At 72.0% G+C, this 19592-nt stretch carries 20 protein-coding genes; 10 read left to right on the forward strand and 10 right to left on the reverse strand.

Features of this window, described 5'->3' with window-relative positions:
• Positions 1–109 precede the first annotated feature (109 nt).
• Positions 110–631, forward strand: coding sequence for a GNAT family N-acetyltransferase (locus tag ABGB21_RS05785; RefSeq protein ID WP_347676647.1), 522 nt, complete (start codon positions 110–112; stop codon positions 629–631).
• A 145-nt stretch (positions 632–776) separates the two neighbouring features.
• Here the strand turns inward: ABGB21_RS05785 and ABGB21_RS05790 are convergent, their stop codons facing one another.
• Both ABGB21_RS05790 and ABGB21_RS05795 read right to left on the reverse strand, forming a co-directional pair.
• Positions 777–1238: a DUF1801 domain-containing protein gene (locus ABGB21_RS05790; RefSeq protein WP_347653720.1), complete on the reverse strand. Its 462-nt coding sequence runs from the start codon at positions 1236–1238 to the stop codon at positions 777–779.
• A gap of 117 nt (positions 1239–1355) precedes the next feature.
• Positions 1356–1811: a carboxymuconolactone decarboxylase family protein gene (locus ABGB21_RS05795; protein WP_347676649.1), complete on the reverse strand. Its 456-nt coding sequence runs from the start codon at positions 1809–1811 to the stop codon at positions 1356–1358.
• Between the two features lie 169 nt (positions 1812–1980).
• Here ABGB21_RS05795 and ABGB21_RS05800 point away from each other — a divergent pair, with 169 nt between their 5' ends.
• Together ABGB21_RS05800 and ABGB21_RS05805 are read left to right on the forward strand one after the other, a co-directional pair.
• Positions 1981–4245 (forward strand): helix-turn-helix domain-containing protein, encoded by a 2265-nt coding sequence (locus tag ABGB21_RS05800; protein WP_347676651.1) that lies wholly within the window; start codon positions 1981–1983, stop codon positions 4243–4245.
• 399 nt (positions 4246–4644) lie between these two features.
• A complete protein-coding gene (locus ABGB21_RS05805; protein ID WP_347676653.1) occupies positions 4645–5421 on the forward strand; it encodes a pentapeptide repeat-containing protein in 777 nt (258 codons plus the stop codon).
• 143 nt (positions 5422–5564) lie between these two features.
• Here ABGB21_RS05805 and ABGB21_RS05810 read toward each other — a convergent pair whose 3' ends face one another.
• Both ABGB21_RS05810 and trmB read right to left on the reverse strand, forming a co-directional pair.
• Positions 5565–8066 (reverse strand): DUF3516 domain-containing protein, encoded by a 2502-nt coding sequence (locus tag ABGB21_RS05810; protein ID WP_347676655.1) that lies wholly within the window; start codon positions 8064–8066, stop codon positions 5565–5567.
• Between the two features lie 127 nt (positions 8067–8193).
• The gene (gene trmB / locus ABGB21_RS05815; protein WP_347653754.1) at positions 8194–8910 is read right to left on the reverse strand and encodes a tRNA (guanosine(46)-N7)-methyltransferase TrmB; all 717 of its coding nucleotides are present in this window, start codon (positions 8908–8910) and stop codon (positions 8194–8196) included.
• A gap of 285 nt (positions 8911–9195) precedes the next feature.
• Between trmB and ABGB21_RS05820 the strand changes: the two genes are divergently transcribed.
• Both ABGB21_RS05820 and ABGB21_RS05825 read left to right on the forward strand, forming a co-directional pair.
• Complete coding sequence (locus ABGB21_RS05820; RefSeq protein ID WP_347653725.1) at positions 9196–9699, forward strand: hypothetical protein; 504 nt, start codon at positions 9196–9198, stop codon at positions 9697–9699.
• 20 nt (positions 9700–9719) lie between these two features.
• Positions 9720–10424, forward strand: a complete 705-nt coding sequence (locus ABGB21_RS05825; protein WP_347653726.1) for a class F sortase — start codon at positions 9720–9722, stop codon at positions 10422–10424.
• A 25-nt stretch (positions 10425–10449) separates the two neighbouring features.
• Here the strand turns inward: ABGB21_RS05825 and ABGB21_RS05830 are convergent, their stop codons facing one another.
• The 4 genes from ABGB21_RS05830 to add form a co-directional block, all read right to left on the reverse strand.
• Positions 10450–10773: an antibiotic biosynthesis monooxygenase gene (locus ABGB21_RS05830; protein WP_347653727.1), complete on the reverse strand. Its 324-nt coding sequence runs from the start codon at positions 10771–10773 to the stop codon at positions 10450–10452.
• Between the two features lie 30 nt (positions 10774–10803).
• On the reverse strand, positions 10804–11589 hold the full coding sequence (locus ABGB21_RS05835; protein WP_347653728.1) for an exodeoxyribonuclease III: 786 nt from the start codon (positions 11587–11589) through the stop codon (positions 10804–10806).
• 165 nt (positions 11590–11754) lie between these two features.
• Entirely contained in the window at positions 11755–12675 is a 921-nt protein-coding gene (locus ABGB21_RS05840) for a PAC2 family protein (protein ID WP_347653729.1), read from the reverse strand.
• Positions 12676–12678: 3 nt separating this feature from the next.
• Positions 12679–13758 carry an adenosine deaminase gene (gene add, locus ABGB21_RS05845; protein WP_347653730.1) on the reverse strand — a complete coding sequence of 360 codons (1080 nt, stop codon included), beginning with the start codon at positions 13756–13758 and terminating at the stop codon, positions 12679–12681.
• 292 nt (positions 13759–14050) lie between these two features.
• Between add and ABGB21_RS05850 the strand changes: the two genes are divergently transcribed.
• The 3 genes from ABGB21_RS05850 (at position 14051) to ABGB21_RS05860 (ending at position 16221) form a co-directional block, all read left to right on the forward strand.
• Positions 14051–14956 (forward strand): peptidase M23, encoded by a 906-nt coding sequence (locus ABGB21_RS05850; RefSeq protein WP_347676657.1) that lies wholly within the window; start codon positions 14051–14053, stop codon positions 14954–14956.
• Positions 14957–15123: 167 nt separating this feature from the next.
• Entirely contained in the window at positions 15124–15270 is a 147-nt protein-coding gene (locus ABGB21_RS05855) for a hypothetical protein (RefSeq protein ID WP_347653732.1), read from the forward strand.
• A gap of 234 nt (positions 15271–15504) precedes the next feature.
• The gene (locus ABGB21_RS05860) at positions 15505–16221 is read left to right on the forward strand and encodes an EcsC family protein (RefSeq protein WP_347653755.1); all 717 of its coding nucleotides are present in this window, start codon (positions 15505–15507) and stop codon (positions 16219–16221) included.
• Between the two features lie 88 nt (positions 16222–16309).
• On the opposite strand, the gene ABGB21_RS05865 is transcribed toward ABGB21_RS05860, so the two are convergent.
• Positions 16310–17173 carry a GDSL-type esterase/lipase family protein gene (locus tag ABGB21_RS05865; protein WP_347676659.1) on the reverse strand — a complete coding sequence of 288 codons (864 nt, stop codon included), beginning with the start codon at positions 17171–17173 and terminating at the stop codon, positions 16310–16312.
• Positions 17174–17266: 93 nt separating this feature from the next.
• Complete coding sequence (locus ABGB21_RS05870) at positions 17267–17689, reverse strand: PPOX class F420-dependent oxidoreductase (RefSeq protein ID WP_347653734.1); 423 nt, start codon at positions 17687–17689, stop codon at positions 17267–17269.
• A 107-nt stretch (positions 17690–17796) separates the two neighbouring features.
• Between ABGB21_RS05870 and ABGB21_RS05875 the strand changes: the two genes are divergently transcribed.
• Both ABGB21_RS05875 and ABGB21_RS05880 read left to right on the forward strand, forming a co-directional pair.
• Positions 17797–18066: a hypothetical protein gene (locus ABGB21_RS05875; RefSeq protein WP_347653735.1), complete on the forward strand. Its 270-nt coding sequence runs from the start codon at positions 17797–17799 to the stop codon at positions 18064–18066.
• Between the two features lie 75 nt (positions 18067–18141).
• Positions 18142–19560, forward strand: coding sequence for an NADP-dependent succinic semialdehyde dehydrogenase (locus tag ABGB21_RS05880; protein ID WP_347676661.1), 1419 nt, complete (start codon positions 18142–18144; stop codon positions 19558–19560).
• Positions 19561–19592: the final 32 nt, after the last annotated feature.

Here is a 19592-nt window from a genome sequence, read left to right on the forward strand (position 1 = left end):
TACTCTCCTGAACGGATGCGGCCCCGTGGCGCCGGATCGGCATCTGAGCCTGGTCGACGTGAGGAAGCGGTGACTCGTCCGGTGGTCGGCCCCGCAATACCGTGGCCGCATGCCTGAACTGATCCTGCCGACCACCCACCTGCATGCCGCCTTTCTGGAGTGCCGGGACGACTGGGGGCCCGGGCTCCACGAGGACGGCTTCGGCCTCGGGACCGACGACGACGTGGACTCGCCCGAAGGCTTCGCCACCTGGGTGCGGCAGCGGCTCCGACTGACCCATCCGGCCGGAACCCCCTGCCCGGCCGAAAGACACGCCTCACCCCGCTGGATCGTCGAGGACGGCCAGGTACTCGGGGGCATCGCCCTGCGGCACTGGTACGACGACAACATCGGTCAGATCGGTTACGGCGTACGCCCGTCCGCGCGCCACCGGGGCCTGGCGAGCTGGGCGCTGGGCGAGATGCTCAAGGAGGCCCGCGCCGCCCTCGGGCTGGACCGCGTCCTCGTCCCCTGCCTCGCGGACAACGTCGCCTCCGCCCGCACCATCGAACGCAACGGCGGAGTTCTCGACGGCATCCGCGACACCCCGCACGGCCGGGTACGGCGCTACTGGATCATCCTGGACCGGTGACCCCGACCGCCGACGTCACCCCACCGTCGGACCGTCAACCACGCGGCTGCGCCAGCGGGATGTCGACGTGGCCCTGTCTGACATCCCGCTGGCGCAGCGCCTGCGGCTCAGTTCACCGCCCAGGGTTCAGTTCACCGCCCGTGGCTCAGTTCACCGCCCGCCTGACGAGCGCGCCGATCCTCGCCTCGTCGTCGGCGGTCAGTTCGGTCAGGGCGTACGAGGCCGGCCACATCGCACCCTCGTCGAGGTGTGCCACGTCGCTGAAACCGAGCGTCGCGTACCGTGTCTTGAACTTCGCCGCACCCTGGAAGAAGCAGACCACCTTGCCGTCCCGGGCGTAGGCCGGCATCCCGTACCACAGCTTCGGCTTGAGCGCCGGCGCGTTGGCCTTGATCACGGCGTGCAGCCGCTCGGCGAGCAGACGGTCGGAGTCGGACATCTCGGCGATCTTCGCGAGCACCTCCTGCTCCGTGTCGGCCGTGGCGCCCCGCCGGGGCCTGGTCTTCAGTTCCTTGGCGCGCTCCTTCATCGCGGCGCGCTCCTCGTCGGTGAAACCGTCGTGCTTGCCGGTCTTGGCGGTGGTGGTCGTCTTCGTCGTGGTCGACATGGCAGTGTTCCTCTCGGTCAGGGCTTGTTCGTGGGGATTGCCGGTTGTTTCGTCCTGGACGGATCCCGTTTGTCGCTGGCGGGTTGTCCGGTTTCCTCGACGCTTGTCAGAACCAGGTCACCAGTTGCCCGCCTGCTGGCGGGTCGGCGCGTTGAGCCGGTTGAAGGCGTTGGTCATCGCGATGTTGAGCAGCAGCGCGGCCAGCTCCTTCTGGTCGAAGTACGTGGCGGCCACGTCCCACACCTGGTCCGGCACCGGGTCCGCCTGGTCGGCGAGGCGGGTGACGGCCTCGGTCAGGGCCAGCGCCGCGCGTTCCTCGTCGCTGAACCAGGGCGTGTCCCGCCACGCGGCGACGGCGTGCACCTGGTCGTCGGTCGAGCCGTGCCGACGCGCCTGCTGGGCGCCGCCGGCCACGCACGGGCCGCAGCCGTTGATCTGGCTGGCGCGCAGGTGGCTCAGCGCCAGCACCCTGCCGTCCACCCCGGTGGCCGTGATGGCGCTGTTGAGTGCCATCAGGGCCGGCATCGCCTCGGGCACCAGCATCGCCGGGTTCGGCATGCGCTCGGTCCGCATCGTTTCTCCTCTGTCGTGTGCGTCGCTGACGGAGAACATCGGATCATCGAAGCGGTGGCACCCGCGCGGTCCGTGGGACACCGTGGGACACGGTGAATCGGGCTGACCAGCGCAAACGCGCGGCTGATCCGGTTCGGTGGTACGGGACGGGACGGGTACGGTGGTGCGGGTGTCCAGCCCCCAGGAGCAACTGGTGGCTCAGCTCGCCCGGCTGAAGGAGCTGAGCGGGCTCAGCCTGCGTGCCCTTGCCCGTGAGGCGGGCCTGAGCAGTTCTTCGCTCTCCCGGTATCTGACCGGTCAACTCGTACCACCGTGGGAGGCGGTCGTGGCGTTGTGCCGTGCCGTGGGCCGTGACCCTCGACCGCTGCGCGCGGTGTGGGGCGAGGCGGCCAAGGCCGGCCCGGTCCCCGCGCCGCGCCGCAACGACCTGCCGGCCGACCTGTTCGACTTCACCGGCCGGGCGGCGGAAGCCGGTCTGGTCGAGGAACTGCTGGGCACCGCCGGCGCGGTGGCGATCGACGGCATGGCGGGCGTCGGCAAGACCAGCCTGGCTGTGCACGTGGCGCACCGGCTCGCCCCGAGCTACCCGGACGGCGGGCTCTACCTCGATCTGCACGGCTTCACCCCGGGCCACGAGCCGGTGGAGCCGCATGTCGGGTTGGGGCGGCTGCTGGACGCGTTGGGCGTCACACACCCGCCGGCCGGCACCGCCGAACGCGGTGCGCTCTGGCGGTCCGAGCTGTCCCGGCGACGGGTGCTTGTGGTGCTCGACAACGCCGTCGACGCGGAACAGGTGCGCCCGCTGCTTCCCGGCGCGGGGAAGTCCGCGGTCCTGGTCACCAGCCGCCACCGGTTGGTCGACCTGGACACGGTGCCGCCGGTGTCCCTGGAGCCACTCGCCGAAGCCGACGCGGCCCGCCTGTTCGGTCAGGCGGCCGGCGTCGCGCTCAGTGGGGAGGAGGCGGTCGACCAGGTGCTGCGCGAGTGTGGCGGGCTTCCGCTGGCGCTGCGGATGGCGGGGGCGCGGCTCCGCCACCGTCCAGGCTGGACCGTGGCGGTGCTGGCCGACCGGCTGCGCACCAGCCCCAGCCGATTCGACTCCGTGTTCGGCATGTCGCTGCACCAGCTGGACCCGGGTCAGCGTCGGGTGTTCCGGCTGCTCGGCGTGCTGCCGGGCGCGGATTTCGACCCGGCGGTGGCGGGCGCGGTCGCCGACCTGCCGCCCGAGCGGGTCGCCGCGGTGCTGGAGGAACTTGTCGACGTCCACCTGGTCCAGGAGCCCTCGCCCGGGCGGTACCGGATGCACGACCTGATCCGGCGGTACGCGGCGGACCTCGCCGCCGCCGAGGAGCCGCAGGGCGAGGCCGCCCTGCGCCGGGTCCTGAACCACTACTTGGCGCAGGCGGTCGCCCACGAGCGGACGCTGCCCTCGCCGTACCGCCGGGAACCGGCACCGGGCGATCCGGCGCAGGCCATGGCCTGGTTCGACCTCGAGTACGTCAACCTGGTCGCCTGTCTCGACGCCGCGGTGCGGCTCGGTGTGGACGAGGTGGTGGCCGAACTGCCGCAGGCCATGCGGGTGTGGTTCTTCCGGCACCGGGGGACCGACGACCAGGCGCGGCTGCTCGACGCCGCCGCGGCCGCCGCAGGGCGTCTCGGCCGCGACCGGCAGCGGGCCATGCTGCTCGCCGACCTCGGCTTCGCCCGGGCCGCCGCCGGACGCCTCACCGAGGCGCTCGCCGCCTACCAACTGGCCGAGCAGTCCAACCCGGACGACGACGTCGCGGCCGGGCTGGCGTTGCGCATCGGCTTCGTACGTCGGGACCGCGGCGAACTCGAAGCGGCGCAGCTGCACTTCCGGCGGGCACGCGAGCTGTTCGAGAAGATCGGGAGCCGGGCCGGACAGGCCCAGACGCTGGCCTTCGACGGATGGGTGACCCTGCACCTCGGGCGGCGCGACGAAGCCGTCGAACTCGCCCGGGCCTCCGCCGCCCTGGCCGACGGACCCGGGCAGATCACCGGACTGGGGATCCTCGGTCTCGCCCTGGCGGCGGAGGATCCGGCGACGTCGTTGCGGACGCTGCACGAGGCGTTGCGGCTGGCTGAGGAGAACCGTCTCCCGCACAACCAGGCGTGGTGCCACCTCCATCTGGGTGTCGCGCTGCGGGTCATCGGATCACTCGACGAGGCGCTCGAACACCATCGGCGCGCCCTGGAGTTGCTGGAGCCGTTGGCCGAGGTGCAGCTGGAGATCGACTGTCGGCACGCCCACGCCGAGACGGCCCGTCTGGCGGGTCGCTACGACGAGGCGCTGGCGCTGCTCGACCGGGTCATCGAGGTGGCGGGTGAGCTGGGCCGGCCGTACGACGAGAAGCGCGCCCGGGACGCCCGGGGGATCGTCGTGGCGAGCGCGCCCGGCGACCGTCCGGGGTAGCCGCGAATCGCCCGGACCGATCCCGGCGCGCGGCGGCCGGGGTCCCGGTCGGGGCATGGGGCTGGCCTGAGGCACGGTCCGTCGGAGAGCGCGCTCGGCGGGGATCCTCTTCGCGCGACATCCCCTGCCAGAGCTACCCTGGCTCGCCGGCATCCTGCGCCTCGGGTAGGCCTCACCGTGGTTTCCGGCAGGGCCAACGACCGGCGGACCTGAGTCTGACTGCGGGCTCTTTCATTGGTCGTGGTCGGTTTCAATGGACGTATGCCGTTTCGTGGTCAGCCGGGTACTGGAAACCGCCAACGTGTGTCCGCTTCGAGGCGGTGTTTGAGAGCTGCGGACCAATACCCGGACGGGCTGCGGATGCCTCGTTCCTCGCGACCGGCGGCGGCTCGGCTGGAGGTGGGGCCGATCGACGTCAAGCCTGACCCGTGGCAGCGTTTGGTGGCCATCGGCAGCATCCTGTCGGTGTTGATCGTGGCCATCGGCCTGTACATCACCAATGAGGCCAACCGTGAGACCAGCGCGGCCAACCGCGAGCAGCATCGCCTCACCGCTCAGGGGCAGATCACCGATCGGTTCGCCAAGGCGGTGGAGCAGCTCGGTCAGCCCGACGCGGAAAAGGTGGACGTGCGTCTGGGCGCGATCTACGCCCTGGAGCGCATCATGCGCGACTCCGCCGTGGACCAGCCTGCCGTCATCGACATCCTCGCCGCGTTCATCCGGGTTCACGCCCCCGCAACCAAGCGGAGCACAACTCCGCCTTCTTCAGCTCCTCACCCACCGGTCGATATCCAAGCCGTCGTCACCGTGCTGGGCCGCCGCGATATCACCCGCGACGGCACCATCGGAAACGAGACACTGCCTATCCGCCGTCTCGACCTCTCCGACATCAATCTGGTCCGCGCAAACCTGGCTTACGCGAACCTGACCGGCGCGAACCTGACCCAAGCATTTCTGAACGGCACGAAGCTGGAAGGCCGGGTCGACGCGAGAACCGCGGATGCGGTCGCGAATGCGGTCGCGACGTTGACCGGCGCGAACCTGAGCGGCGCGAACCTGAGCGGTGCGGACCTGAGCGGCGCCGACCTGAGCGGCGCGAACCTGAGGTGTGCCAAGACCGATGACCGCACGCGGTGGCCCGCGGGGGTGCCGCGGCCGGTGTCGTGTGCTGACTGACTTCCACCGGGCCTACCCGGCCCCGCGATCAGGTAGATCCCGGCGGAGGCGACGGCCCGAGGGCACACGACGTAGTCCGCCCGACCGTGTTCCCTGCCCGCCGGGTCACGCCGCCCCGGTGCAGCCTGGGCCGGACCCGGAGGTCAGAGCTGTCCGACGTCGGTGATCCGGACGACCGCCGCACCGGCCGCGTCGGAGGCCGCCAGGTCGATCTCGGCGCTGATGCCCCAGTCGTGGTCGTCGTCCGGGTCGTCGAAGATCTGCCGGACCGTCCAACGTTCCCGGCCCTGGTCGATCATCAGCAGCGCCGGTCCCCGGGCCGCCGGCCCGGTGCCGATCTCGTCGTACTCCTCGAAGTACGGCTCCAGCGCGTCCGCCCACGCGTCGGCGTCCCACCCGTCGGCACCGTCGAGTTCGCCGAGTTCGTCGAAGCGGCGCAGCGCCGCCAGCTCGACCCGGCGGAACAGGGCGTTGCGGACCAGCACCCGGAACGCCCGCACGTTGCCGGTGACCGCCGGGGGACGCTCGTCGAGGACCTTCTCGGCCGCCCCCTCGGTGGGGTTGCGCAACCGCTCCCACTCGTCGATCAGGCTGGAGTCGACCTGGCGGACCAGTTCACCGAGCCACTCGATCAGGTCGACGAGTTCCTCGGTCTTGGCGTTCTCGGGGACGGTCTGCCGCAGCGTCCGGTACGCGTCGGCGAGGTAGCGCAGCACCAGCCCTTCCGAGCGGGACAGCCCGTAGAAGCTGACGTACTCGGTGAAGGTCATCGCCCGCTCGTACATGTCCCGGACCACGGCCTTCGGCCGGAGTTCGTAGTCGGCGACCCACGGGTGGCCCCGCCGGTACATCTCGTACGCGGCGTCCAGCAGCTCGGCCAGCGGCTTCGGGTGGGTGACCTCGTCGAGCAGTTCGAGTCGGGCCTCGTACTCGATCCCCTCGGCCTTCATCGCGGCGACGGCCTCGCCCCGGGCCTTGAACTGCTGCGCCGACAGGATCTGCCGGGGATCGTCCAGGGTGGACTCGATCACCGACAGGACGTCCAGGGCGTAGGTGGGTGACTCCACGTCCAGCAGTTCGATCGCGGCCAGCGCGAACGGCGACAGCGGCTGGTTGAGCGCGAAGTCGAGCTGCAGGTCGACGGTGAGGCGTACGCGTCGGCCGGTCTCGTCCGGCTCCGGCAGTTGCTCGACCACCCCGCCGGCCAGCAGCGCCCGGTAGATCGCGATGGCCCGTCGGATGTGCCGGCGCTGCGCCGCCGGATCCTCGTGGTTGTCGGTGAGCAGGTGCCGCATCGCGGCGAACGCGTCACCGGGCCGGGCGATGACGTTGAGCAGCATCGCGTGGCTGACGTGGAAACTGGAGGTGAGCGGCTCCGGCTCGGCCTCGACGAGGCGGTCGAAGGTGGGCTGGCCCCAGCCGATCGACCCCTCCGGCGGCTTCTTCCGGACCACCTTGCGGCGCTTCTTCGGGTCGTCGCCCGCCTTCGCCAGGGCCTTCTCGTTCTCGATCACGTGCTCCGGCGCCTGCACCACCACCCGGCCGAGGGTGTCGAAGCCGGCGCGGCCGGCCCGGCCGGCGATCTGGTGGAACTCCCGTGCCTTGAGCAGCCGGGTCTTCACCCCGTCGTACTTGGACAGTCCGGTGAAGAGCACGGTCCGGATCGGTACGTTGATCCCGACGCCGAGGGTGTCGGTGCCGCAGATGACCTTGAGCAGTCCGGCCTGGGCGAGGGTCTCGACGAGTCGCCGGTACTTCGGCAGCATCCCGGCGTGGTGCACCCCGATGCCGTGCCGGACCAGCCGGGACAGTGTCTTGCCGAACCCGGAGGTGAACCGGAAGTTGCCGATCGCCTCGGCGATCATGTCCTTCTCGGCCCGGGTCGCGACGTTGACGCTCATCAGCGCCTGGGCCCGTTCCAGCGCGGCGGCCTGGGTGAAGTGCACCACGTAGATCGGCGCCTGCTTGGTGCCGAGCAGCTCCTCCAGCGTCTCGTGCAACGGCGTCATGGCGTACGAGAACATCAGCGGCACCGGTCGTTCCGCGTTCTTCACCACCGCGGTCGGCCGCCCGGTCCGTCGGGTCAGGTCGTCGACGAACCGGGTCACGTCGCCCAGCGTGGCGGACATCAGCAGGAACTGCGCCTGGGGCAGCTCGATCAGCGGCACCTGCCAGGCCCAGCCGCGGTCCGGCTCGGAGTAGAAGTGGAACTCATCCATGATCACCAGGCCGACGTCGGCCCGGGCGCCGTCCCGCAGCGCGATGTTGGCCAGGATCTCGGCGGTGCAGCAGATGATCGGGGCGTCCTCGTTGACGCTGGCGTCCCCGGTCAGCATGCCGACGTTGTTCGCGCCGAAGATCTCGCAGAGCGCGAAGAACTTCTCCGACACCAGCGCCTTGATCGGCGCGGTGTAGAAGCTCACCCGGTCGTCGGCGAGGGCGGCGAAGTGGGCCCCGGTGGCGACCAGGCTCTTACCGGACCCGGTCGGGGTGCTCAGGATCAGGTTGGCGCCCGAGACGATCTCGATCAGCGCCTCTTCCTGGTGGGGATAGAGGGCGAGTCCGCGCTCCTGTGCCCAACCGGCGAACGCGTCGAAGAGGGTGTCGGGTTCGGCGCTGCCCGGCAGCTGGTCAGTGAGCGTCATGGCCGGTCCATGGTGCCTGGCCGACTCTGCCAACGCCAATCCGCCCCCGTCCCGAATTCTTCCGCCCCGTCTGGCATCGTCCCACTCCCGGGGCGTCGGCGCGGACGGTCAGTGGCGGCCCGGACGGTCAGCGGCGGCGGAAGATCAGGTCGAAGGCGGGCCGGTCGACCCGGGTGGCCCGCCGCTCGAACTTCGTGACCGGTCGGTGGGCCGGCCGTGGTGCGTACCCGGGGAACGTGTTGACCAGCTCCGGGTCGGCGGTCAGCGTGGCCAGCATGGTCTCGGCGTACTCGGCCCAGTCGGTGGCGCAGTGCAGCACCCCGCCCGGGGCCAGCCGGGATCGGAGCAGTGCGACGTGCGCGGGCTGGATCAGTCGACGCTTGTGGTGGCGGGCCTTCGGCCACGGGTCGGGGAAGAAGACGTGGATCGCGGTGAGCCGGTCCGGCGGAATCCGGTGCCGGAGCAGGTCGAGGGCATCGCCCCGGGCGATCCGGACATTGCGCAGGCCGCGCCGCTCGACCAGGCTCAGCAGGTTGGCGATGCCCGGGGTGTGTACCTCGACGCCGAGGTAGTCCCGGTCCGGGTCGGCGGCGGCCATCTCCGCCGTGACGTCCCCCATCCCGAACCCGATCTCCAGTACGACCGGCGCGTGCCGGTCGAAGAGCGCGGCCAGGTCGACCGGGGTGGGCGCGGGGGGAGGCCCGGGCGGGATCTCCAGCCCGTACGTCGGCCAGAGCCGCTCGAGCGCGTCGTGCTGCCGGACACCGAGCCGCCCCCGACGCGGGTGGAAGGTGCGGATCTGGGCGTGGTGACCGGTCGTCGCCGCGTCCCCGGGGTCCGCCACCGTCCCGGTGGTACGGCGGTCCGGGGACGTCCCGGCGGCGGGTTCCGCAGGTGTCCCGAGGGTCTGGTCCTGGCTGGTGACGGTCACGGGTACCTGAGCCTACGCGATGCCCGGTCGACGCAGCCGATCTTGACCGATAACCCGCGACCGGATGTGCCGGACGCCGTCAGATGAGAGGATTTCTCCGTACGGCAGGCCCGGTGGCCCCCGCGTCCGGCCCTGCCCGAGGCGCCGGGAAGGGGGAACGTGTTCAGCCGTCGACACCGGGCCGCACTGTCGGCCGTCGTGTCCGTCGTATCGGTCGTGCTCGCCGGGATACTCCTCGGCGCGGCCCCGGCCCGCGCCGCCGACGTCTTCGTCCAGCTGAACCCGAGCACGGTCGAGGCTGGGTACATGGTCGGGATCAAGGCCAGTTGCCGGACCAACACCCAGCCGGCGACGGTCGAGTCGCCTGCGTTCGGCAGTGTCACGGTGCATCCGCAGGCCGGATTCCTCACTGCGGTGGCGACCGTGCCGAAGACCACCCGGGCGGACACCTACCGGGTCCGGCTGAGCTGCCCGGACGGCAGGAACGCGTCGACCAGGCTCGTGGTGGTGGGCGGTGCCCAGTGGCCGGATGGTGGGCAGTGGCCGCACCGCGGGCCGGCGACCGGGTTCGGCGGTACCGCCGGAGATGACCCGGGGCAACTGCTGGTCGTCGGCGGGCTCGCGGCCACCGCCCTCGGTGTGCTGCTCGGCATGGTCGCGCTCCGCCGACGGCGCCGGCCGGCGGCCCCCGGGCGGATCTGAGTACGCGTCCGATGTCCCGCATGTCCACCGCCCGCCGGCCGAGGCTCGGCGGCCGACGTCCGGCCCCGCACCTGCGACATCCGGCCGCCCGGGGTGGCCCGGCCGCTCGGCAGCGCCGGAGTACGGTCGGCCCGCTCGCGGTGATTCTTGTCCTGGTCGGGGTCTTCGCCACCGGGGCCGGACTCGGGCGGTCGGCGGACGGGCCGTGGTGGTGGCTCAACAGCGGCAGTAAGGCTCCGCCGTACGAGTTCCCGGTGTTGGAGCCGAGCCGGCCGGTGCGCCTGGAGATCCCGTCGATCAAGGTGGAGGCGCCGGTGCACCGGGTCGGGCTGGCCGAGGACGGGACGATCGCCGTACCGGATCTGGACCGGCACAACGAGGCTGGCTGGTACGACCGGGGGCCGACCCCCGGGCAGTTCGGCCCGGCGATCATCGTCGGCCACGCGGACACCCGTACCGGACCGTCGGTCTTCCACGATCTGGCCAAGCTCCGGGCGGGTGCCCGGATCGAGGTGGTCCGGCAGGACCGGTCGGTGGCGATCTTCGAGGTCAACTCGGTCGAGCGTTTCGACAAGGACGCCCTGCCGGCCGAGCGGGTCTACGGCGACTACCAGCGTCCCTGGCTGCGCCTGATCACCTGTGGTGGACGGTGGGTGGGCGGCAGCACCGGCTACGCCGACAACATCGTCGTGTTCGCCTCGCTGGTCGACTCCCGAGATCGCTGAGGCGGGGGACCCGGTGTGGGCCGGCCTACCCGGTCGGTCCGGCCTGCTGCACCACCTCGAACTCCAGGAGCGTGGCCCCGGTGGCGACGGGCTTCGGTCGCGCACCGTCGGTCCCGGTGCGGGCGTGCGCCTCCCGGGCCGGCCCGGCCGCCCAGGCCTGGTACGCCTCCTCGCTCTCCCACTTCGTGTACACGAAGTACCGGGACTCGCCGCCCACCGGCCGGAGCAGCTCGAAGCCCAGGAATCCCGGGGCGTTCTCGACCGCGCCCTGCCGGGCGGCGAACCGTCGTTCCAGGTCGGGACCGGCGCCCGGTGGCACCTCGATCGCGTTGATCTTCACAACTGCCATGACTCCACCCTATTCGCGAGTTGTGGCCGGTCAGGCGCCGGCAGGTTCGGCGTCCACCACGATCGGGGCGTGGTCCGAGGGCCCCTTGCCCTTGCGCGCCTCCCGGTCGACGTACGCCGAGCGGACCGTGCCGGCGAACGATTCGGTGGCGTACACCAGGTCGATCCGCATGCCCTTGTTCTGGTGGAACATCCCGGCCCGGTAGTCCCAGTAGGTGAACGGGTGTGGACCCTTCATCGGCGTCGGTACGACGTCGACCAGGCCGAGGGCCCGCAGGTCGGCCAGGGCCTGTCGTTCCGGCGGGGTCACGTGGGTCGAGCCGACGAACAGCGACGCGTCCCAGACGTCCGCGTCGGTCGGTGCGACGTTGTAGTCGCCGCAGACCGCCAGGGGGCGCCCGGTCCGCACCTCGGCGGCGAGCGCGTCGCGCAGCACCGACAGCCAGGCCAGCTTGTACTCGTAGTGCGGCGAGTCCGGGGTACGGCCGTTCGGCACGTAGACCGACCAGACCCGTACGCCGGCGCAGGTCGCCGAGATCGCCCTCGCCTCCGGGTCCGGGAACCCGGGCTCGTCGGCGAAACCCACGGTCACGTCGGTCAGTCCGACGCGGGACAGGATCGCCACCCCGTTCCAGCGGCCGTCGCTGTGGCTGGCCACCGTGTAGCCCAGTTCACCGACCTCGGCGACCGGAAACGACCCGTCCGGGCACTTCGTCTCCTGCAGGCAGACGACGTCGGGCCGGGTGTCGGCGAGCCAGCCGAGCAGCCGGGGCAGCCGGGCCTTGACCGAGTTGACGTTCCAGGTAGCCAGACGCATACCACCAGCCTGCCGGATGGCCCGCCGTCACGCCCGCCGGACACCCGGCCGCGCCGGGCTGGCCGTGCCGCGCCGGTCCTGGTGCGCCGCGCCGGTCCTGGTGTGCCGGGCCGGGGCGGTGGTGGCGTGGGGTGACCGGCCGCGGCGTGCCCGTCGTGGTGTCAGTCAGCTGCCCGGCGTCTCCCCGGGCCGGCCGTGCTCGGCGAGGAACCGCTCCAGCTCGGCGCCGAGTTCGTCGGCGGTCGGCAGCGGCCCGGCGGGGTTGGCGAGCAGGTTGGGACCGCTGCGGCCCCTGGTGAAGGCGTCGTACTGCTCCTCCAGAGCCCGTACCAGCGAGGCGGCCTCGTCGGTCTGGGCCACCTGCTGGTCGATCTCGACGCGTACCGCCTCGGCGGCCTCGCGCAGCGGCTCCGAGGGAAGCAGCAGCCCGGTGGCCCGGGAGACGGAGGTCAGCAGCAGTTCGGCGGCGCCCGGGTATTCGGACTGCGCCACGTAGTGCGGTACGTGCACCGCGAACCCGATGGCGTCCCGTCCCTGCTGTCCGAGGCGGAACTCCAGCAGGTTGCCGGCGCCGCCCGGCACCTGGATCCGCTGCAGCCACGACTCGTAGCCGATGATCAGCTCCGGTCGGGTGGCGTGCGCGGTCACCCCGATCGGACGGGTGTGCGGCACGGCCATCGGGATCGCGTTGAGCCCGACGGTGAGCCGGACGCCGAGCCGCTCGATCAGTCCGGTCAGCGCCGCGATGAACCGCTCCCACTGGAAGTCCGGCTCGGGGCCGGAGAGCATCAGGAACGGCGTGTCGGCGTCGTCACGGAGCAGGTGCAGCTCCAGCTTCGGCGCCTCGTAGTGCTCCCAGTGGTCTTCCACGAAGATCATCGTGGGGCGCCGGGAGCGGTAGTCGAGCAGCTGGTCGACGTCGAAGGTCGCGATCGTCCGGCAGTCGAGCGTCGACATCAGGTGTTCCCGGGCGAGCCGGGTCGCGTTTCCGGCGTCGACGAAGCCGGAAAGTGCCTGAATCAGCACCGGTTGCCCCAGCTCGGGCAGGTCGTCGGTGAGTTCGTAGAGCTCGTTCGGGTCGAGCACCGGTCAGGACCTCCTCAACGGGGTACGCCGGGACGCGTCCGTGTCGAACGGCGCCCCGAGGTAGCAAACGCTGCCGCTATCTTGGTCCATTCCACCGAGCCACCCGGCGACGCCCGCCCGCATCGTGGCCTTGACCGCCGGGGGAGCGGCGGAGGCGTCGACGGAGCCGGTGGCGAGCGCCGCCAGTTCGGTGTCGGTGCAGCCCAGCACGTCCCGGGCCAGCAGATACTGGTCGAGCAGACCGGTGCCGAACAGCAGCGGGTCGTCGGTGCCCAGCGCCACCGGCACACCGGCGGTCAGCAGCGCACGCAGCGGTGTCGCGGCCAGGTCGGCGGTGACCCCGAACGGCGGATATGAGCTGGGGCACACCTCCAGGGCGACCGCGCGGGCGGCCAGCAGGTCGAGGGTGGCCGGGTCGACGGCGGCGGTGAGCCCGTGGCCGACCCGGTGCGCGCCGAGCAGCGTCACACAGTCCCGCACGTGCCAGGCGGCCTCGTAGAAGCCGCCGTGCGGCACCACGAGCAGCCCGGCTCCGGTCGCGATCCGGACCGCCGGGACGAAGTCGGCGATCCGGCCCCGCCGCTCGTCGTTGGAGAGTCCGAAGCCGACGACGCCACGGTCGGCGTACCGGGCGGCGAGCCGGGCCACCCGGAGGGCCTGGTCCGGCGGTCCGGCCCAGCTCGCGGCGAGCACCACCCCGGTACGTCCGCCGGCCGTCCCGGCGAGGACCGCCTCCACCACCGGCTCCAGCCCGCCGAGCCGGGCCGCGTACGTCGTCGGATCGACCTGGATCTCCAGCCAGCCGCCACCGTCGGCGGCGGTGTCCGCGGCGGCCTCGGCGACCACCCGGGCGAGATCGTCAGCGGTACGCAGTGTCGCGCGGGCCAGGTCGTACCGGCTCTGGAACGCCGACCAGCCGTGCACGGCGCCGGGCGGCAGCGGGTCGGGCACCGACAGCCCGTAGCGGTCCGCCAGCTCGGCGAGGGTGCTCGGGCGCATCGAACCGGTCAGGTGCAGGTGGAGGTTGGCCTTGGGGAGGCGGCGGAGGTCGGGTCGGCCCCGGCCGTCGGTGACCTGGGTCATGCCCCACGGTCTCACGACTGGGCCCTGACGGGGATCGGGCGGTGGGCCGATCGGCCCGCGTCGGATCGGTCGATCGGCGGAGCGGCCGCCGACCGGGTCCTGGTGCCGGACGTCGGGTGGTACCTGTGCGATAGGCCGGCATCGAGCGCGGCGCCTGATCTGCCATGCTTGTCCGGGTTGGCCGTTCCCGTTCACCTCTGCCGGTCGCTGACCGGTTACTCAGCCACCAGGTGTGGCCAGCGCCACTCGGTGACTCCCCGTAGTCGACGGTTTGCCTGCCTAGCCTCGTCGGATGCGTGACGACGACCTTTCTGAGCTGGAGCACACCGCCGTACGGCGCACTGTCCGATCGGATGATGTCCCCTCGTCCGTACCGTCCTCCGGGCTGGCGGACGCCGGCCGGCCGCGGTGGCGCTCCTGGTGGGCGGCGACCCTGGTCATCCTGGCCGGCCTGCGGCACCGGCTCGGTGGCGGGAACCGGGCCTGGTACGCGGCGGCGGGCGTGCTGTGCTGCCTCGGCCTGGTGGCCGCGGTGGTCGGCGGAACCCGGTCGGCGGACCCGACGGCCGATCCGGGCACCGCGGGTCCGGGGGACCGGGTGGCGCTCTCCCGGCCGGACCAGTCGACCGGCGGCGTGGGGGCCGGCGGCCCGGCCGAGCCGTCGACCGCCGCCGGCGCGGCGAAGAAGACCGACGACTCCGGCCCGGCGACGTCGAAGACCAGCCCCGGTGAGTCGCCGCCGCTGGCCGACTCGGCACCGGTGGCCGGCCTGACCCAGGTGCAGATGGACAACGCGCGGGCGATCGTCCGGACCGGACGGGACATGGGCATGCCGCGCCGTGCGCTGGTCATCGGGGTGGCCACCGCGATGCAGGAGAGCAACCTGCTCAACCGGGCCAGCGAGGTGGTGCCGGAGTCCAAGCGGTACCCGCACCAGGGGACCGGCTGGGACCACGACTCCGTCGGACTGTTCCAGCAGCGCAGCAGCAGCGGCTGGGGGCCGGTGGGCCGGCTGATGGACCCGGCGTACGCGACGGCCCGGTTCTTCGAGGCACTGCGGCAGGTCCCCGGCTGGCAGCGGATGCGGCTGACCGAGGCGGCCCAGGCGGTACAGGTCTCGGCCTACCCGGAGCACTACGCCAAACACGAGGGCAACGCGACCCGGGTGGTCGACGCGCTGCTGCCCCGGGACCACTAGGGAGCCGTTCCGGCGGGCGGTGCGCTGTGCCCGGCCGCCAAGGATGGTCGCTCCTTGTCCCGGCGGGCCATGATGGAACTCCCCACCCGGGCCGGTACGGGGCTGGCCGGTGTGATCGAACCGGGGATCGGGTAAACCTGGTGCAGGACCACCACAGGAGGACCGAGATGGCGTCGTTGATGCACCGGATCCAGATGTTCCTCAGGTCGCCCCAGGGGCGACAGCTGATCGCCCGGGGCCGGCGCGAGCTGGCCAAGCCCGGCAACCAGCAGCGGCTGCGCCGGATCGTCAGCCGGCTGCGGGGCCGGCGCTGAACCGTACGCCGTCCCGCTGCCACCGCCGGACCTCGTTCCCATCCCACGCACTCGGAGTGTCCCTTGACGGAGTCCGCACCGTTCCCCGCCGATGACAACGTCACCCCGTCGACGGAGGTGACGAGCCCGCAGGCCGACGGGCCGGCCACCGCGTCCGTGGCCGCCCGGGTGGCGCCGGCCACCGGCCGGGCGACCCCGTCGGTCCCACCGGGCCCGCTGGCCACCGCCGCTGAGCTGGGGCCGGACGGTCTGCCGGTCGAGCCCGAGGACGCGGACCCGTCGGCGGTGCCGCCGACCGGCCTGTGGGACCGGATGAAGGCCGACCCGCAGTACGCCCCGGAACATCTCGCGCTGGAGGCGGTCCGCCGGCTCGGTCCGCAGGCCCGGGAGTGGGTCGAGCGGATCCGGGCCTGGTATCCGCAGCTCTCCCCGGACGAGATCGCGCAGCTCGCGATCCGGAAGTTTGTCATCCGGGCCCGACTCTCCGGCGCCATCTCCGGGGCCGCCGGCCTGGCCGGTGCGGTGGCCGACGTCGGCGTACTCGCCTGGACCCAGGCCCGGATGGTGCTGCACGTCGCCGCCGCGTACGGCCACGATCCGACACACCCTGACCGGGCCACCGACCTGTTGGTCCTGCAGCGGGTCCACAAGATCGCCCAGACGGCACGGTTGGCGCTCGGCGTGGCGGCCGGGCACGAACGGGCCGGTGCCCTGCTGGGCAGGTCGAACACGCCGCTGCGGCAGGCGATGCTGCGGCTGGGTCTCAAGCTGGCGCAGATGGCCGGGATCCGGGCCGCGAAGCGGCTCTTCGCCAAGGCCGTGCCGGGTGCCGCGATCATCCTCGGCACCTGGGCGAACTCGTCGGCCACCAAGGACCTGGCGGCCCGGACCCAGGAGCTCTACCGCCCCCGGGCCATCATGCCGCCACCGCCGTCGGCACCGGCCGACTGAGCCGCCGTGCGCCGTCGGGTCGGCCCGGCAGATCGGCGGGTGTCGCCGCTGCCCGGTCGGCCGGCGGCCGGGCGCGTCCCGCCGCTGTTCAGTCGGCCCGCCGGGCCAGGCCGGATGCCCGCCACGCCACCTCGGCGAGCTTGTTCTGACCGTCCACATTGGGGTGGAAGTAGTCCAGCCGGTTGACCATGTCCAGGCTGAACCGCACCCGGTGCACCGCCCCGCCGTCGTACCGGCAGCGTGACCCGTACGCCCGACAGGCGGCGGAGAGCTCCTTGTTGTAGGCGTCGATCCGGGCCCGGAAGGTCGAGCGGCGGGTCTTGTCGACCTCCGCCGTCGACGTCGGGTTCGCCAGCAGCGACGGGCAGATCCGGTTGCCCCAGGCCCGGACCGCCCGCTCGTCGTCGTGCCCGATCTCCCACAGCCGGTACAGGTCCGGAATGCTCACCACCAGGACCTGGGCCCGGGGTCGGCCCTCCTTCAGCACCCGCAATCCCCGGTCGAGACTCTCCCGGAAGGTCCTGACCTCCGTCATGTCCTCGATCCGGGTCCGGCAGGCGTCGTTCGCGCCGACCAGCACCGTCACGTAGTCCGCCTTGCGGCGTACCGCGCCGGCCGCCTGGTCGGCCAGGGCGCCCACCCGGGCGCCGTTCGACGCCTCGTTGCGGACGTTGCCCCGGATCGCGGGATTGGCCTCCAACAGGCGCCGGTAGAGACTGTCCACCCGACTCGAGCTTCCGGTCGCCCAGGAGTTGCGCTGGCAGGCGGCCAGGGTCAGGCAGGAGCCGAAGCCGGTGGTGATCGAGTCCCCGAGTGCGGCGATCGACGACGGCAGTCCGGGGCGCGGCGAGTCGGGTGGGGGTGGTGGTTGTCCACCCTCGGCTCCCCCCTCGCAGGCCAGGGCAAAAATCGCCAGGACGGCGGTGATCGCGGCGGTCCATCGACTGACCATGCTTCTCCCCGTACGGAGCGGAGCGGAAAGAATTCGCATGGTTACTCTACGGGTGACGCTGTCGTCCAGGAACCCCGCTGTCGACAACCCGGGTCAGCGTCGGGGCGCTGGTTGGCCGCCGGTGACCGCCACGAAGGTCTCCGGGCGGATGGTCACGATGACCCGGACCGGGGCGTCGGTGATGTCGTACACGTTGGCGTAGCGTTCCTGCAGAGACCGGTAGAACGACGCCTGGGCGTCGTCGTCCTCGACCTTCTCCACCACCCCCCGGACCTCGAGGAAGCGGTACGGGTCGTCCGGGTCGGCGATCGACAACGCCACCCGGGGGTCACGCTGGAGGTTCTGGAACTTCTGCCGGGTCCGGGTGTGGGTCATCCTGATCCGCTCACCGTCCCAGTCGAACCACATCACGTTGCTCTGTGGCGCACCGTCGGGGCGCAGGGTCGCCAGGTGGGCGAAGAGTGGACGGGTCAGCAGGTCGGCGTGGGTCTCCGGCAGTACGGGCACGTCGGTCATGTTTCCTTGGTACCCCGGCACGCTCCGGGCATCCCACCCGGTCGCCGCGCGGATCAGGTGATGGCGTGGGCAGGTTAGCGGGGCCGGGTAACGGGTAGTTCGGCCAAATGGCCACGAGATCGCAGCCCCGCGGGCGAAAAGGGACGGTCGGGCACGCGTACAGCGCGCTCAACCTCCGTCTGTTGCTGGCCTCCTTCGGCCTGGTGGTCTGTGTGGTGCTGGGGGTGTTGGCGTTGCGCGCCGATCTCCTGGTGCTCGCGGTGATCCTCTTCGTGCTCGCCGCCGTCGCCGTGGTCGACCTGGTGGTGGTGCAGCGGCGTCGGGTCGCGCGGCGCCGGGAGGAACCGCCGGGGACCCGCCACTCGATGTTCGAGTGATTCACGTGGCGGCCGTGCCCCGGGTCGGGATCCGGCACGGTCGCCGATCCCGCCGACCACAGGGGGTACGACGTCATGTCGATCGCCACCATCGACCCGACCAACGGGCAGGTACTGAAGACCTTCGACGAGATGACCGACCAGCAGTTGGAGGCCGCGCTCGCCCGGGCGGCGGACGGCTTCGCGCAGCTGCGTAGCACGGGTTTCGCCGAGCGGGCCCGGTGGATGACGGCGGCGGCCGACCTGCTGGACGCCGAACGCGACGCCGTGGCCCGGATGATGACCACGGAGATGGGCAAGACGTACGCCTCAGCCAAGGCCGAGGTGAGCAAGTGCGCCGCCGCCTGCCGCTACTACGCCGCGCACGCCGAGGGCTTCCTGGCCGACGAGCCGGCGGACGCGGCGGCGGTCGGCGCGACCCGGGCGTACGGCCGGTACCAGCCGATGGGGCCGGTGCTCGCGGTGATGCCGTGGAACTTCCCGCTCTGGCAGGTGCTGCGGTTCGCCGCCCCGGCGTTGATGGCCGGCAACGTCGGGCTGCTCAAGCACGCCTCCAACGTGCCGCAGACCGCGCTCTATCTGGACGAACTGTTCCGGCGGGCGGGTTTCCCGGTCGGCGCCTTCCAGACCCTGCTGATCGGCTCGGCGAAGATCGACCAGGTGCTCGCCGATCCCCGGGTCCGGGCCGCCACGCTGACCGGCAGCGAGGGCGCCGGCCGGTCGATCGGGGCCAGCGCCGGGAGGTACCTGAAGAAGACCGTGCTCGAACTGGGCGGCAGCGACCCGTTCGTGGTGATGCCGTCCGCCGACATCGAACGGGCCGCCGAGGTCGCCACCGTGGCCCGCTGCCAGAACAACGGCCAGTCCTGCATCGCCGCCAAACGGTTCATCGTGCACACCGACGTCTACGACGAGTTCGCCGACGCCTTCGTCACGCGGATGGCGGCGCTGACCGTCGGCGACCCGATGGAGGACGGGACCGACATCGGCCCGCTGGCCACCGAACGGGGCCGCGCCGAGGTGGCGGAGCAGGTACGCGACGCGGCGGACAAGGGGGCCAGCGTGCTCTGCGGCGGGCGACGCCCGGACCGGGCCGGCTGGTGGTATCCGCCGACCGTGGTCGCCGACCTCACCCCGGAGATGCGGATGTACGCCGAGGAGGTCTTCGGCCCGGTCGCCGGCCTCTACCGGGTCTCCTCGTACGAGGAGGCGATCACACTCGCCAACGGCACCAACTACGGCCTCGGTTCGAACGCCTGGACCCGGGACCCGGCGGAGCAGGAACGCTTCGTCACCGACCTGGCCGCCGGACTGGTCTTCATCAACGGCATGACCACCTCCTATCCGGAACTGCCGTTCGGCGGGGTACGCAACTCCGGCTACGGCCGGGAACTCTCCGCGCAGGGCATCCGGGAGTTCTGCGACCTGAAGGCGGTCTGGGTCGGCGAGGGCAGCGCCGGGGCCGGCGCCGGCGCCGGTTCGCACAGCGAGTGACAACCCCGCGATCCGCCGGCAGCCCGGGATAG

The sequence above is a fragment of the Plantactinospora sp. B24E8 genome, assembly GCF_039871735.1.
In the GTDB taxonomy this organism is placed as follows: Bacteria; Actinomycetota; Actinomycetes; order Mycobacteriales; family Micromonosporaceae; genus Plantactinospora.

What these genes read in the sequence shown, in the direction of transcription:
- ABGB21_RS05850 (WP_347676657.1), top strand. Translation starts at nt 14,051, where the DNA reads ATGCGTGACGACGACCTTTCTGAGCTGGAGCACACCGCCGTACGGCGC.
- ABGB21_RS05855 (WP_347653732.1), top strand. Translation starts at nt 15,124, where the DNA reads ATGGCGTCGTTGATGCACCGGATCCAGATGTTCCTCAGGTCGCCCCAG.
- ABGB21_RS05790 (WP_347653720.1), bottom strand. Translation starts at nt 1,238, where the DNA reads ATGTCGACCACGACGAAGACGACCACCACCGCCAAGACCGGCAAGCAC.
- ABGB21_RS05870 (WP_347653734.1), bottom strand. Translation starts at nt 17,689, where the DNA reads ATGACCGACGTGCCCGTACTGCCGGAGACCCACGCCGACCTGCTGACC.
- add (WP_347653730.1), bottom strand. Translation starts at nt 13,758, where the DNA reads ATGACCCAGGTCACCGACGGCCGGGGCCGACCCGACCTCCGCCGCCTC.
- ABGB21_RS05785 (WP_347676647.1), top strand. Translation starts at nt 110, where the DNA reads ATGCCTGAACTGATCCTGCCGACCACCCACCTGCATGCCGCCTTTCTG.
- ABGB21_RS05875 (WP_347653735.1), top strand. Translation starts at nt 17,797, where the DNA reads ATGGCCACGAGATCGCAGCCCCGCGGGCGAAAAGGGACGGTCGGGCAC.
- ABGB21_RS05880 (WP_347676661.1), top strand. Translation starts at nt 18,142, where the DNA reads ATGTCGATCGCCACCATCGACCCGACCAACGGGCAGGTACTGAAGACC.
- ABGB21_RS05830 (WP_347653727.1), bottom strand. Translation starts at nt 10,773, where the DNA reads ATGGCAGTTGTGAAGATCAACGCGATCGAGGTGCCACCGGGCGCCGGT.
- ABGB21_RS05795 (WP_347676649.1), bottom strand. Translation starts at nt 1,811, where the DNA reads ATGCGGACCGAGCGCATGCCGAACCCGGCGATGCTGGTGCCCGAGGCG.
- ABGB21_RS05825 (WP_347653726.1), top strand. Translation starts at nt 9,720, where the DNA reads ATGTCCACCGCCCGCCGGCCGAGGCTCGGCGGCCGACGTCCGGCCCCG.
- ABGB21_RS05865 (WP_347676659.1), bottom strand. Translation starts at nt 17,173, where the DNA reads ATGGTCAGTCGATGGACCGCCGCGATCACCGCCGTCCTGGCGATTTTT.
- ABGB21_RS05835 (WP_347653728.1), bottom strand. Translation starts at nt 11,589, where the DNA reads ATGCGTCTGGCTACCTGGAACGTCAACTCGGTCAAGGCCCGGCTGCCC.
- ABGB21_RS05810 (WP_347676655.1), bottom strand. Translation starts at nt 8,066, where the DNA reads ATGACGCTCACTGACCAGCTGCCGGGCAGCGCCGAACCCGACACCCTC.